The 12,553-nt window shown below is 73.4% G+C and carries 13 protein-coding genes; 6 read left to right on the top strand and 7 right to left on the bottom strand.

Annotation, left to right across the window (positions count from 1 at the left end):
• Positions 1 to 17: 17 nt before the first annotated feature.
• The 4 genes from BLU27_RS26805 (at position 18) to ndk (ending at position 2,640) form a co-directional block, all read left to right on the top strand.
• The gene (locus tag BLU27_RS26805; RefSeq protein WP_092656360.1) at positions 18 to 206 is read left to right on the top strand and encodes a peptidase dimerization domain-containing protein; all 189 of its coding nucleotides are present in this window, start codon (positions 18 to 20) and stop codon (positions 204 to 206) included.
• Positions 207 to 334: 128 nt separating this feature from the next.
• The gene (locus tag BLU27_RS26800; RefSeq protein WP_092656358.1) at positions 335 to 1,750 is read left to right on the top strand and encodes a bifunctional folylpolyglutamate synthase/dihydrofolate synthase; all 1,416 of its coding nucleotides are present in this window, start codon (positions 335 to 337) and stop codon (positions 1,748 to 1,750) included.
• A 4-nt stretch (positions 1,751 to 1,754) separates the two neighbouring features.
• Positions 1,755 to 2,087, top strand: coding sequence for a DUF4233 domain-containing protein (locus BLU27_RS26795; RefSeq protein ID WP_092656356.1), 333 nt, complete (start codon positions 1,755 to 1,757; stop codon positions 2,085 to 2,087).
• 142 nt (positions 2,088 to 2,229) lie between these two features.
• On the top strand, positions 2,230 to 2,640 hold the full coding sequence (ndk, locus tag BLU27_RS26790; RefSeq protein ID WP_092656354.1) for a nucleoside-diphosphate kinase: 411 nt from the start codon (positions 2,230 to 2,232) through the stop codon (positions 2,638 to 2,640).
• Between the two features lie 36 nt (positions 2,641 to 2,676).
• Here the strand turns inward: ndk and BLU27_RS26785 are convergent, their stop codons facing one another.
• From BLU27_RS26785 to BLU27_RS26775, 3 genes are all read right to left on the bottom strand, one after another.
• The gene (locus tag BLU27_RS26785; protein WP_197681590.1) at positions 2,677 to 3,966 is read right to left on the bottom strand and encodes an Nramp family divalent metal transporter; all 1,290 of its coding nucleotides are present in this window, start codon (positions 3,964 to 3,966) and stop codon (positions 2,677 to 2,679) included.
• A gap of 103 nt (positions 3,967 to 4,069) precedes the next feature.
• Positions 4,070 to 5,725, bottom strand: a complete 1,656-nt coding sequence (locus BLU27_RS26780) for a glutamate--tRNA ligase (protein WP_092656350.1) — start codon at positions 5,723 to 5,725, stop codon at positions 4,070 to 4,072.
• A gap of 94 nt (positions 5,726 to 5,819) precedes the next feature.
• Positions 5,820 to 6,809 carry a helix-turn-helix transcriptional regulator gene (locus BLU27_RS26775; protein ID WP_197681589.1) on the bottom strand — a complete coding sequence of 330 codons (990 nt, stop codon included), beginning with the start codon at positions 6,807 to 6,809 and terminating at the stop codon, positions 5,820 to 5,822.
• A 140-nt stretch (positions 6,810 to 6,949) separates the two neighbouring features.
• Between BLU27_RS26775 and BLU27_RS26770 the strand changes: the two genes are divergently transcribed.
• Together BLU27_RS26770 and BLU27_RS26765 are read left to right on the top strand one after the other, a co-directional pair.
• The gene (locus BLU27_RS26770; RefSeq protein ID WP_092656348.1) at positions 6,950 to 7,654 is read left to right on the top strand and encodes a DUF2461 family protein; all 705 of its coding nucleotides are present in this window, start codon (positions 6,950 to 6,952) and stop codon (positions 7,652 to 7,654) included.
• Positions 7,651 to 8,253: a DinB family protein gene (locus BLU27_RS26765; protein ID WP_092656346.1), complete on the top strand. Its 603-nt coding sequence runs from the start codon at positions 7,651 to 7,653 to the stop codon at positions 8,251 to 8,253. The genes BLU27_RS26770 and BLU27_RS26765 overlap by 4 nt, the downstream gene beginning before the upstream one ends.
• 42 nt (positions 8,254 to 8,295) lie before the next feature.
• Here the strand turns inward: BLU27_RS26765 and BLU27_RS26760 are convergent, their stop codons facing one another.
• The 4 genes from BLU27_RS26760 to BLU27_RS26745 form a co-directional block, all read right to left on the bottom strand.
• Entirely contained in the window at positions 8,296 to 9,786 is a 1,491-nt protein-coding gene (locus BLU27_RS26760) for a sulfatase family protein (protein ID WP_092656344.1), read from the bottom strand.
• Between the two features lie 194 nt (positions 9,787 to 9,980).
• A complete protein-coding gene (locus BLU27_RS26755) occupies positions 9,981 to 10,181 on the bottom strand; it encodes a hypothetical protein (protein ID WP_092656342.1) in 201 nt (66 codons plus the stop codon).
• 109 nt (positions 10,182 to 10,290) lie between these two features.
• A complete protein-coding gene (locus BLU27_RS26750) occupies positions 10,291 to 11,118 on the bottom strand; it encodes a DUF1707 SHOCT-like domain-containing protein (RefSeq protein WP_092656340.1) in 828 nt (275 codons plus the stop codon).
• 118 nt (positions 11,119 to 11,236) lie between these two features.
• A complete protein-coding gene (locus BLU27_RS26745; protein WP_092656338.1) occupies positions 11,237 to 12,547 on the bottom strand; it encodes a hypothetical protein in 1,311 nt (436 codons plus the stop codon).
• Positions 12,548 to 12,553: the final 6 nt, after the last annotated feature.

Below are 12,553 nucleotides of genomic sequence, written 5' to 3'. Positions count from 1 at the left end.
GCCGGCGCCGCCCGACCGTGACGCCGACCGTGCTGGCGGCCGGTACGACGAACAACACCGTGCCGGCCGAGGCGTCGGTGCACGTCGACGTGCGGGCGTCCTCGACGGCCGACCGGGACCGGGAGTACGTCGAGGTCGCGCAACTGCAGCGCCGGGCGGCACTGCTCGCCCGCCTGGTCGAGCTCGTCCGCGAGCAGCCGAGGTGACCAGGCGGAGCCCCTAACCCGAGCAGGCCGCGGGTGCCGGGGCGGCTGGGATGGCGACCCCTTGCGGCGGCCCGGCGCCCGCGCGCGAAACAATGCCCGGGTGACTACACGAGCAGGAGTTGGTCGCCATGGCGCGCGGTGACGCCGGCCGAGCCGGTCGGGCTGCCGGGGCTGCAAAGGCCGACCAGGCCGACCAGGCCGCCCGGGAGGCCTACGCCGAGGTGGAGCGGGCGCTGCTGCGCCGGTTGCCCGAGCACAAGTCGGTCGAAGGCCCCACCCTCGAGCGGATCCGGCTGCTGTGTGAGCTGCTGGGTGAGCCGCAGCACGCCGCGCCGGTGATCCACCTGACCGGCACCAACGGCAAGACGTCCACCGCCCGGATGGTCGACTCGCTGCTGGCGGCGTTCGGTGTCCGGGCCGGCCGGCTCACCAGCCCGCACCTGGCCGAGATCCGTGAGCGGATCAGCCTGGCCGGTGAGCCGGTGTCGCCGGAGCGGTTCGTGCAGGCGTACCACGAGGTGATGCCGTTCGTGGACCTCGCCGACCCGCGGCTGGACCGGCCGCTGTCGTTCTTCGAGATCGTCACCGCCATCGGGTTCGCCGTCTTCGCCGACGCCCCGGTGGACGCGGCGGTGCTGGAGGTCGGCCTCGGCGGCCGCTTCGACGCGACCAACGTCGCCGACGGCCGGGTCGCGGTGGTGACCCCGGTGGCGGTCGACCACGCGCAGTACCTCGGCGACACGCCTGCCGAGATCGCCGGGGAGAAGGCCGGCATCATCAAGCCGGGTGCGGTCGCGGTGATCGCCCAGCAGGAGGTCGAGGTCGCGGAGGTGCTGATGCGCCGGGCCGCGGAGGTCGGCGCGTCGGTGGCGCGGGAGGGCCTGGAGTTCGGGCTCGTCAACCGCGATCTGGCTGTCGGCGGGCAGCGGCTCACCCTCCAGGGCCTGCACGGGACGTACGACGAGATCTTCCTGCCGCTGCACGGCGTCCACCAGGCGCACAACGCGTCGGTTGCGCTGGCCGCGGTCGAGGCGTTCCTCGCCGGCGGCGTCACCGAGGGCGAGGGCCTGGACGCCGACCTCGTACGCGAAGGCTTCGCCAACGTCAGCTCGCCCGGACGCCTCGAGGTCGTCCGCCGCAGCCCGACGGTGGTGCTGGACGCCGCGCACAACCCGCACGGTGCGACCGCGACCGCGGCGGCGGTCACCGAGTCGTTCTCGTTCGAGCCGCTGGTCGGCGTGGTCGGGGTGATGGCGGACAAGGACGTGGAGGGGCTGCTGGAGGCATTCGAGCCGGTGCTCAGCCGGATCGTGTGCACCCAGAACTCCACCGCGCGCGCCATGCCCGCCGCCGAACTCGCCGAGATCGCGATGGACATCTTCGGTGAGGAACGCGTCGACCTCGCACCGCGACTGGACGAGGCGCTGGACCTCGGCATGCGCCTGGCGGAGGAGGAGGCCAGCGCACTCGGCTCCGGCGGAGTCCTGGTCACCGGCTCGGTCATCACCGCCGGCGAGGCCCGCGTCCTGCTCGGAGGACGGTGACGTCGTGCGTTCGGTACTCGCGGCGATCCTCGTCTTCGAGGCGATCATCGTCGGCCTGGCCATCCCGGTGGCCGTCTCGATCGAGAACGTCGGCGGCGGCCGGGCCGGTGCGGTCGGCGGCGGGATCGCCGTCGCCTGCCTGGTCACGGCGGGCCTGCTGCGGTTCCCCGCCGGGCGCGTGATCGGGTCGGTGCTGCAGGTGGTCGCGATCGCACTGGGGGTCGTCGTACCCCTGATGTTCTTCCTCGGTGCGATCTTCGCCGTGCTGTGGTTCGTCTGTCTCGTCCTCGACCGGCGCATCGTCGCGCTCCGGGCCGAGCGGGACCGCACCGAGTGACCGGTTACGCTGCGCATCCTGTCCGCCGTGTCAGCCCTGCCCGTCCCTCCGGCCCTGCCAGTCCTGTCCGCTCCGTAGGTTCTGTCCGTTCCGCCGGGCCGGCGTCCCCGCACGCCCGGCCCACTCATCGCGAGGAGTACGCGTGTCCGAGCGCACCCTGGTCCTGATCAAGCCCGACGCCGTACGCCGTGGCCTGGTCGGCGAGATCCTGAGCCGCTACGAACGCAAGGGGCTCTCCCTGGTCACGCTCGAACTCCGCACCATCGACGGTGCGATGGCCGACGCCCACTACGCCGAGCACGTGGAGAAGGCCTTCTACCCACCGCTGCGCGACTTCGTGACCAGCGGTCCGATGGTCGCGGCGGTGCTGGAGGGTGACCAGGCGGTCGAGGTCGTCCGGTTGCTCAACGGCGCGACCGACGCGCGGAAGGCGGCTGCCGGGACCATCCGCGGTGACCTCGCGCTGTCCAACCGGGAGAACCTCGTGCACGGCTCGGACTCGGCCGAGTCGGCCGCCCGCGAGATCGACCTCTGGTTCCCGAAGCTCGGCTAGCGCAGGTGCCGGGGCCGACCGCACCGCGCCCTGCGGTCAGCCGGCCCCGGTGAGGGTGAGCGCCACCAGCCCGAGGTTCAGCGCGGTCACCACGGTGGCGACGACCACCGCGGCCGCCGTGGTGAGCGGGTGGTTGGTGGCCTCGCCCATCAGGCTCCGCCGGGCGGTGAGAATCACCAGCGGCACCACCGCGAACGGCACCCCGAACGACAGCACCACCTGCGACAGCACCAGCGCCCGGGTCGGGTCGACCCCGCCCCCGAGCAGCAGCAGGGCCGGCGCCAGCGTCACCAGCCGCCGGACCAGCAGCGGGATCCGCCGGCGCAGCAGCCCCGCCATGATCATCGCGCCCGCATAGCAGCCGACCGAGGTGGACGCCAGCCCGGAGGCGAGCAACCCCACTGCGAAGACCACCGCCAGACCGCCGCCGAGCTGGTCGGCGATCGCGGTGTACGCACCTTCCAGCCGGTCTGTGCCCGGCACACCCCGTAGGGCGGTGGCGGCGGCCAGCAGCAACCCGAGGTTGACGGTGCCGGCCAGCACCATCGCCACCAGCACGTCGATCCGGGTGACGGCGAGGTAGCGCCGGACCACCCGGCCCGCGCGGCGGCGCACCCGGGCAGCGGTCGCGACCCCCGCCCGAACCCCGGCCGGGTGCCGCCCGGCGGAGGTCCAGGCAGCGAGTCTTCGCGCGGCCGGGCCGTCGGCGGCCAGGCCGGAGTGCAGGTACACCGCATGCGGCATCAGGGTCGCGCCGAGCATCGCGGTGGCCAGCAGCACGCTGTCCAGCCCGGCGAACCCCGGCACCAGGCCGGCCGCGACCTCACCCGGCGTCGGCGGAGCCACCACCAGGCCGGCCAGGAACCCGACCGTCACGACCAGCAGGAACGCGACGATGACGCGTTCGAACGGTCGCCGGCCGAGCCGGTCGTGCACGGCCAGCACCGCCATCGACACCGTGCCGGTGACCAGCCCGCCGGCCAGCAGCGGCAGGTCGAACAACAACGCCAGCGCGATCGCCCCGCCCACCACCTCGGCAAGGTCGGTGGCGACCGCGACCAGCTCCGCCTGCAGCCAGTACGCCAACCGGGCCCGCCGGGACAGCTCGTCCGCGACCAGGGCCGGCAGGGAACGCCCGGTGACCAGCCCCACCTTGGCGGAGAGGTACTGCACCAGACCGGCCATCAGGTTGGCGGCGACGATCACCCAGACCAGCAGGTAGCCGTACTCCGCGCCGGCGGTGACGTTGGTGGCGACGTTGCCGGGATCGACGTAGGCGACGGCGGCGACCATGGCCGGACCGAGCAGGGCCGCCCCCGAGCGCATGCGTACGCCCGGCCGCGGCCCACCGGCTCGGCTGCGCGTGCCCCGAGTACCCCCCGTACCCCCGATCGTGGTCGGCATCGGGGTGCCGTGGTCCGCCTCGGCCCTACGCCTGGTCGCCGGTCAGCGCGCGCACCCGCCGCAGCACCTCCGGCGCACCCAGTGCCCGGGCGACCGAGAACAGGTCGGGGCTGCGGGTGGAGCCGGTGAGCGCCACCCGGATCACCTGGGCGGCCTCCCGGATGGAGCCGGGGAACGCGTCCGGGTCGCGCTTGTACTCCTTGGCGTTCTTGGCGAAGCCGTGCCGGGCGGCGAGGTCGCGGATCTGCGCGAACCACTCCTGCGGGTCGTCCAGCTCCTGGTACCCGTCGGCGAACTCGGCTGCCAGCGTGCGGACGATCGCCGGGTCCAGCCCGCCCAGGCGCTCGTCGCCCGGGTCGGACACCAGGGGGAACAGCGCCGGGAAGAAGAAGCCGTACACCGGCCGGAAGTCCGACCAGCGCCGCAGGTCCTTGCGGGGGTTGTCCACCCCTTCGCGTTCGACGGCCAGCGCGCGTAGCGCGAGGTCGCGGTCCCGCGCCACGACGTCCACCAGCTCGGGGTCGTAGGTCTGCGCCCATGCGGAGAGCTGGCCGAGGATCTCCTCACCGGACAGGGTGGCGATGTAGTCGGCGCTGATGTCGGACAGCTTCACCACGTCGACAAGGGGACCGGCCACGCCGCAGTCGGCCAGCCGGATCGGTGCCGCCAGTGCCTCCGCCATCGGCAGGTCGGCGAGCCGGCCGTTGGCCAGGCCGCGCAGGTAGTACTGCGTGGCCGGCGCGGGGTAGCCCACCTCCAGGAAGAAGTCAACCGAGGCCTCGGGGTCCTTGCGCTTGGACAGCTTGCGCTTGCTGCCGCCGTCCTGCTTGTTCAGCGGCGCGATGTGGGCGTACTCCGGCGCCTCGAAGCCCAGCGCCTCGAACAGCTGCAGGTGCAGTGGCACCGACGAGATCCACTCGTCGGCGCGGATCACCAGGTTGACCCGCATCAGGTGGTCGTCCACAGCGTGCGCGAAGTGGTACGTCGGCAGTCGCGGCTCCTGCGCGGAGGTCTTCAGGATCACCACGTCGTTGCGGTTGGACTCGTGGGAGAGCTCGCCCCGGATGGCGTCGGTGAACCTCGTCCGTGCGCCGGGACGTGCGGGCGCGCGGAAGCGGACGACGTACGGTGCACCCTCGGCGAGCTTGGCCCGCACGGCGTCGGGCTCGGCGTCCCGCCAGATCGCCCACCGCCCGTAGTAGCCGGTCGGCAGCTTCGTCTTCTGCTGCGTCGCGGTGATCTGCGCCAGCTCCTCCTTGGTGGCGAAGCAGAGGTACGCCTTGTCCTGGCGCAGCAGCTCGCGGACGTAGCTGAGGTAGATGTGCGAACGCCGGGACTGGCGGTAGGGGCCGTAGTCGCCGGGCAGGTCCTCGGCCTCGTCCGGCTTCACCGCGAAGTAGGCGAAGGCCCGGTCGAACTGCTCCAGCGCGCCGGGGACTTCCCGCGCCTGGTCGGTGTCCTCGATCCGGAAGATGTAGCGGCCACCGGACTCGTCGGCGACGGACCGGTCGATGATCGCGACGTAGAGGAGCCCCAGGTGGGCCGACCCCGTGGGCGAGGGACCGACCCGCGTCACCTTCGCGCCCTCGGGCAGCTGCCGGGGCGGGTACTGCTGTTCCCAGTACGCCGGCTCGGGCAGGTCCGCCGGGAAGAGGGCGTCGATTTCGGCGCGGTCGAGCATCGCTGGTGATCTCCGTTGGCGAAGACGTGGGGTGGGATCGCTGCGTCGACCCTATGCGAGCACCGCCACCGGGCGGCGACCGGTAGGCCGGTGGTCATGCGGGCGGTGGCCGGCCGTGGCGTGCGGCCAGGCGGGCGCCGTGGTCGCGGACGGCGACCCGCAACTCCTCCGGTGCGAGCACGTCGACCTCGCAGTCCAGCCCCGCGACGAACGACACCAGCGGGCCCAGGTCGTTGGCGGCCACCCGCAGGATCGCGGACGGTGCATTGTGCTCGTCCGGCTCGCCGTCGGGTTCCAGCACGCCGACGCTGGGCGGGAACCGCCGGCGGGCCTCCGCCAGGCCGAACGGGACCCGGAGCCGGGCCTGGATCGACCACGGTGCGAGGTTGGTCCCTTCCGACACCATGGCGACCGCGTCCGGCGGGTCGGTGTGTTCGTGGTGCCGGCCGGTCAGCACCGGCTCCCGCACCCGGTCGACCCGGAAAGTACGCCAGTCGGCGCGGTCCCGGTCCCGGGCCACGAGGTACCACCGGCGGCCGGTGTGCACGATGCGGTACGGCTCGACCGACCGCTCGCCGGCCCGCCCCTGGTGGTCGAGATAACCGAACCGCACTCCCTCCGTACGCCGGCAGCCGGTGGCCAGGACGACCAGGACGTCGGCGTCCACCCGGGGGAGTTCCGGCCCGGGCAGTTGCACGGTGCTCGCCCGTACGGCGCTCACGCGTTCCCGCAGCCGGACCGGCAGCACCTGGTCCAGCTTCGCGAGTGCGGCGACCGCGCCGTCTGCCACACCGGACACCGCGGTGGTCGCGGCGACGCCGAGCCCGACCGCGATGGCCACCGCCTCGTCGTCGTCCAGCAGCAACGGAGGCAGCCGGCCCGAGGCGCCGAGCCGGTAGCCGCCGTGCGTACCGAGTTCGGCCTGAACGGGGTAGCCGAGGGAGCGCAGCCGGGTGACGTCACGACGGACAGTACGCGGGGTGACACCGAGGCGTTCGGACAGCTCCTCGCCAGGCCAGTGCGTGCGGGCCTGGAGGAGGGAGAGCAGCCGGAGTAGGCGCGCGGCGGTGTCCATCACATCCATGACCCGGCGATTCTTCCGCGCGCGGGCCGTCGGGGGCCAGCCCTTCGGCGCCGGATGGGCGGTCCGCGGCCGGTTGTCGGTGGGCGGTGGCATGCTCCGCACATCCCATCCGCGATCCCGCACCCGCCCGGGAGGTCCCCGTGGGACGACCTGCGAACCAGACCGCGAACCAGACCGCGAACCCAAGCGGCGAACGTCGCTGCACCGGCTGGCCGGAGGAGGCCTTCGACGTGCTGCTGCGGCTGGACGGCGACCCGACCCTGGCCGAACGCGAACGACATCGTCGCGACCGCGAGCGCCTGGTCCGCAAGCCGATGATCGCGCTGCTGCAGGACGTCGCCGACGCCGACGAGGCCTACGAGGACTTCCACGTCTGGGGCTTCGCCAAGATGCTGTGGCCATGGCAGCGGCAGGCCGGCATGGTCCGGGTCGCGCCCAACGTCGAACTGGGGGTTTCGTTCGACCTCGACGGGCTGGCCGTTCAGTGCTCGTGGTGGTACGCGCCGGGCGAGCAGGTCGAGCGCTACCGCGCCTCGGTCGCCGGTGACGCCGGCGCGGAGCTGGCGGAGATCGTCGAGGGGCTGGCCGGGGACGGGTACGAGATCGGCGGTGACCTGCTGAAGCGGATGCCGCGTGGTTACGCGCCCGACCATCCTCGGGCGAAGTTGCTTCGGCACCGCACGCTGACCGCCGCCCGTCCCGTCGGCGGCGAGGCCTGGTTGCACACGCCGGAGGTGGTCGACCGGGTTCTCGCGGAGTTCGCCGCGCTCCGCCCGCTGACGTCGTGGTTCGCCGAGAATGCCGGACCGGAGCTGTCCGCCACCGGGGCTAGCGTGCGTTCATGACCAGCCCCACGAGTCCCCCGCCCGCCTCCTCGACCGCCCCTTCGACGAGCAACTCGATGAAGGCGCACCTGCTCGACCTCTCCGACTTCGCCTGGCAGCGACTCCACCACCGGCTCGGCGAACTCACCGACAAGGAATACCTCTGGGAGCCGGTCGCCGGCGCCTGGACGGTCCGGCCGACCGGGGACGGCGGCCACGCCGCCGACGGCTCGGCCACGCCGCCGGAGCCGGCGCCGTTCACCACCCTGGCCTGGCGGATCGCCCACCTGACCGAGGTCCTCGGCGCCGAGCGGACCGCCACCTGGCTAGGACTGCCGGTCGGCCCGGACGAGGAGCCGGACCCGCCACAGGGCACCGCCGCCGCGGGGGTCGCCTCCCTGGAGCGTGCGCACGCGATCTGGCGCCGCCGGCTCGCCGCGGTCACCGACGAGGCGCTGGCCCGGCCAATGGGCGAGCTCGCCGGCCCGTACGCCGAGTCCGACGGCGCGGCCTTCGCGCTGCACATCCTGGACGAGCTGATCCACCACGGCGCGGAGATCGGGGTCGTCCGCGACCTCTACCGACACCAGCGTCCGCGGGATCCGTTCGCCGGCTCGTGAGCCACCCGGGCAGCCCGCGGTCCGGCGTGGTCGGCGTCGGCCTCACGGCTGCGCGTCGGTGACCCCGCCGTGCGTCCTGGGACCCGATCCGGACCCGGCCCGCTGGTGCCCGAACCGCACCGGCGTCCACCGACCGGAGTGCGCGGCGGGGTCGACCCGGCGTTGCGGCCCGGCGGGCACCTCTGGTGCGGGCACGATGTCTGGGGCAGCCTCACCGGCCGCCACCATCCGGGCGGCCAGGCGTCGCCGCAACTCGTCGGAGATCTCGCGGTGGGAGGTCAGTCCGGCCAGGTTGCGGAGTTCGTACGGGTCGCTGGCCAGGTCGTACAGCGCCGTCTCCACATACCGCTTGCCCGCCGGGTCGTTCCAGGGGTGCGCCTCGGGGTCGACGACGTAGTACTTCCACCGGGACGTCCGGATCGCGCGGCCCACCTCCGACTCGCTGACCTGCACGAACACCTCCTCTGGAAAGTCCGCGCCGGGATTGCGGACGAGCGGCAGGAACGACCGGCCCTGCATCTGCTTGGGCACGTCCACGCCGGCCGCGTCGAGCAGGGTCGGTGGCAGGTCGATCGTGCTCACCGGCCGGTTCAGCGCACCGCCGGAGTCGAAGCCCGGGCCTCGCAGGGCGAGCGGCACCCGGATCGAGGCGTCGTGGCAGGAGCGCTTGTACTCCCCGTTGCGGGTCTTGAAGTGGCTGCCGTGGTCGGAGGTGAAGGCGAGGATCGTGTCGTCGAGCAGGTCCAGGCTGCGCAGCGCGTCGACCAGTCGGCCCAGTCCCTCGTCGACCCGGCGGATCTGCCCGCAGTAGCCACCGAGGTGCTGGTGTGCCGTACCGCCCTGTGCCGACAGCGTGGCGAGGTCCGGCGGGAGCCAGCGGCCCTGGTAGCGCTCGGCGTAGCCCTCGGGTGCCGGATAGGTGTCCACCTCGTTCTGGTGGTGGGGCTCGATCAGCGAGACGAAGAGAAAGAACGGCTGTCGTACGCCGGAGCCGTCCGGGCCGGTCTGGTCGGCGACGAACCGGATCGCCGCGTCGAAGACCGCGTCCGAGCGGTAACCCGGCAGCATCACCGGCTCGCCGTCCTCGTCGAACATCACCGTGCGGTAGGCGTCGGAGACGAACTCCAGCACGTTCGCACCGAGCCAGCTCTGGTAGCCACCGCGCTTACCCGGCGGCACCGGCTCCTCGTCGGCGAGGTGCCACTTTCCGATGTAGCCGGTGGAGTATCCCGCGCCGGCGAAGCACCCGGCCAGCGTGGGCACGTCTGCCGGAAGAGTGCGGCCGTTGCGGAACACGCCCGTGGTGGTGGGGTAGGCGCCCGTCTGGATCGCCGCCCGTGCCGGCGCGCACACCGGCTGCGGCGTACACGCCTGGACCACGTGGGTCCCGGCACGCGCCATCGCGTCGAAGTTCGGGGTGAGGTCCAGCGGGTTGCCGTGCACCCCGGTGGTGTCCCAGCGCTGCTGGTCGGTGAAGACGACCACCACGTTGGGCCTGGCGGCAGGGGTGCGGTCGGGCCTGGCGTCGGGCATGGGCGGACCTTCCTGTCGGTGAACGGTGCCGGTCGGTCGGAGCTGTCACCGCCGTCGGGAGATCGTTCCACCGGAAGACGCACCTGAACAACGCGGCACGGCGAGCGCCGATCGCACCTGCGGCGGGACGGTCCGCGCGCCGATGCGCAGCTCGGACCCGCGTCAGGCGTCCGGGAGATCAGGCGTCGGGGAGATCAGGCGTCGGGGAGGACCGTACGGCTGACGTTGACCGCGACGCTCAGCGTCAGCGGCTCGCCGCCGCCGGCCAGCGGGGGATCGCCGACCATCACCTCGGCGTCGTCGACCGCGCCGAGCGCGCGGGCGCGGGACGCCCAGTCTTCGATGTCGGCGAGAGTGAGTCCCGACCCGGTCGGGAGACACAGGAACGCGGCCATGCGGCACATCTTCCCATCACATCCCGAAGCCTCCTACCCGGACCGGCTCCAGGTGTGGCGGAGTCGCGAAGTCCGGCTACCGGGCTTTCTGGGCTACAGGGCGTTCCGGCTACCGGCCGCCCCGGCGAGCGCGCCTGGCGTCCCGACGGGCCTGCCGAGCATCGCGCAGGGCGTCCCGGCGATCGGCCCGGGCGTCGGCCAGCGCGGATCTGCGCTGGGCCCGGCCTTCGCCGAGGGCCACGCCACGCTGGGCCCGGGCATCGGCGAGGGCCTCGCGTCTGCTCTCCCGGGCGGCCCGGAACCTGTCGTACGGCCGGGAGCTCGCCACCCGCAGACCACCGAGCAGGGAGAACGCGCGCACCCGCAGCGTCGGCGCGTCCTCACCGGCCACCTCGTCGACGTCGATGCGCCGGCCGCCGAGCAGGCTGAACCCCTCGGTGACCACCGAGACCCCGGGCGGGACGGTGAGGCTGACGCCCCCGATGACCGACACCGAGGTCAGAATGACCTCCGGCGCGTCAAGCTGGGCCTCGCGCAGATCCAGGTCGACACCGCCGATCAACGTCACCGACACCAGGTGGTCGCGCATTCGCCACCGGCCACCCCGGCGCAGCCCACCCAGCGGCGTCACGTGCCAGTCGGTGCGACCGCGACCAGCGGCGCGGCGTACGGCGGGGTCGGTGGCTTCCTCCGTGCCGGCCGAGGGCAGGTCGCGGAGGAGAGGTTCGAGCTCTCCGCGGGTGCGTGCGGTGTAGGAGCGTTCCAGCCGGTCGCTGAACTCCTCCAGGGTCAGCCGCCCCTCACCGCACGCGGCGTTGAGCCGGGACACGACCGCCTCCCGCTCGGCGTCGGAGGCCAGGATGTCGGCGCCGCCGGCCACCGGGTGGGCAGGTCCCGCCGGCTCGGACGGGTGGGGTTCGGGTTGCTGGTCGCTCATGGCCGCCTTCCCCGCGCTGTGTTCTGTCGGTGTTTCTGTCGGTGTTTCTGTCGGTGGTGGGCGGAGTCGCCCGTACGACGGACCGGGGCGTGTCCCGGTCCCGCCCACCGCGCGGACATTATCCCGCCGTACCGACAGGATCCCGCCGTACCGAAGGAATCCTGGTCTGCTCGGCCGGCGTACCGCACCATGCGCACCGCGGCCGGGTGAGCAGGCGGTAGGCAAGGGCGGCGACCCCGAGGCCGACACCCCACACGAGGTACGCGGACATGGCCACTCCCATGAACCAGGGCGGGTACGGGTCGGCTTGTGCCGCGGTCGCGGGCTGGGTGAGGAGCTGGACCAGGCCGGTTCCGAAGTACGCCGTCATCCCCACCGAGACAGCCAGTCCAGGGCCGAGGACCAGCCACCGCGGCACCCGGTGGCCGGCGAGACCGAGCACCCAGCGCGGCCAGACCCGTCCGAAGCGGTGCACCTGCGCCAGCGGCAGCAGCGTGCCGGCGAGTGCGGCGGCCGCCAGGAAAGCGAGCCCCGCCACCCTGCCCGCGGATCCGCTCGCGGGAGCCGCCTTCGGACCGAACCCGACCATTGCCTGGGCTCCGAACCGGATCACGCACCCGAGGACCGCCGCGTAGCCGGCCGCGAACGCCCACCACGGCGCCCGGACCGCGCCGACGGCCCCGGCGGATCCGACGGCCCCGGTGGATCCGGCCCTGGTGGATCCGGCCCTGGCCCCGGATGCCCCGGCCGGGGCGGCACGCGGTGGCCGGCCACAATCCGGGCAGGCGGCCCGCAGTCGCCGGCCGGCGGCCAGTGCCGTCGTACCCACCAGCACGGCGCCCGCCATGCAGCTGGACCGGCTGAGCAGCGCGCCCGCGTCGAAGGACGTGCCGGTACCCACGAACAACAGCCCCACGACGTCGAGCAGCAGGAGGCAGGCGGCGGAGGTGAGCGCCGCGCTCAATGCCCAGGTGATCGCGACCGCTGTCCAGGCGGCGACCGCACTCACCCCGGTGATCCTCGGCGGGGGCGGCCGGTCGTCTCCGGGGAGCAGTCCGAGCGGGCCGACCAGCAGGCGGACGGCCACGGCCGCCGCGGCCGACGCCGCGCACAGGACGACCACGCCCCAGCCGGAGAACGCCAGCAGGTCGGGCCCGACAGGCGGAAACCAGGGCCGGTGACCGAGCGCCCAGTACGTACGAAGTGCGCCGTATGCGAGAGCCCAGCCGATCACCAGCCCCGGCAGCCGCGCCGACCAGTGGACCTTCGGGCGAGCCGACGGCGTGCCGCCTCCCGGTCTTCGCAGGGCACCAGGACCTCGCCGCCGGTGACCTTCCCGGGCGTCCAGGGCATCAAGGCCGTCCAGGGCGTCCGGGCTGTCGAAGCCGTCCGCGTCGCGGCGGATCCGCGTGCCGTCAGGAGTTCGCATGCCTTC

This window comes from Actinopolymorpha singaporensis (assembly GCF_900104745.1).
Taxonomy (GTDB): Bacteria; Actinomycetota; Actinomycetes; order Propionibacteriales; family Actinopolymorphaceae; genus Actinopolymorpha; species Actinopolymorpha singaporensis.
This window is presented reverse-complemented; position numbering and strand designations above follow the sequence as displayed.

What these genes read in the sequence shown, in the direction of transcription:
- BLU27_RS26785 (WP_197681590.1), bottom strand. Translation starts at nt 3,966, where the DNA reads ATGCGCTCGGGGGCGGCCCTGCTCGGTCCGGCCATGGTCGCCGCCGTC.
- BLU27_RS26780 (WP_092656350.1), bottom strand. Translation starts at nt 5,725, where the DNA reads ATGCTCGACCGCGCCGAAATCGACGCCCTCTTCCCGGCGGACCTGCCC.
- BLU27_RS26755 (WP_092656342.1), bottom strand. Translation starts at nt 10,181, where the DNA reads ATGGCCGCGTTCCTGTGTCTCCCGACCGGGTCGGGACTCACTCTCGCC.
- BLU27_RS26750 (WP_092656340.1), bottom strand. Translation starts at nt 11,118, where the DNA reads ATGAGCGACCAGCAACCCGAACCCCACCCGTCCGAGCCGGCGGGACCT.
- BLU27_RS26760 (WP_092656344.1), bottom strand. Translation starts at nt 9,786, where the DNA reads ATGCCCGACGCCAGGCCCGACCGCACCCCTGCCGCCAGGCCCAACGTG.
- BLU27_RS26745 (WP_092656338.1), bottom strand. Translation starts at nt 12,547, where the DNA reads ATGCGAACTCCTGACGGCACGCGGATCCGCCGCGACGCGGACGGCTTC.
- BLU27_RS26765 (WP_092656346.1), top strand. Translation starts at nt 7,651, where the DNA reads ATGACCAGCCCCACGAGTCCCCCGCCCGCCTCCTCGACCGCCCCTTCG.
- BLU27_RS26800 (WP_092656358.1), top strand. Translation starts at nt 335, where the DNA reads ATGGCGCGCGGTGACGCCGGCCGAGCCGGTCGGGCTGCCGGGGCTGCA.
- BLU27_RS26775 (WP_197681589.1), bottom strand. Translation starts at nt 6,809, where the DNA reads ATGGATGTGATGGACACCGCCGCGCGCCTACTCCGGCTGCTCTCCCTC.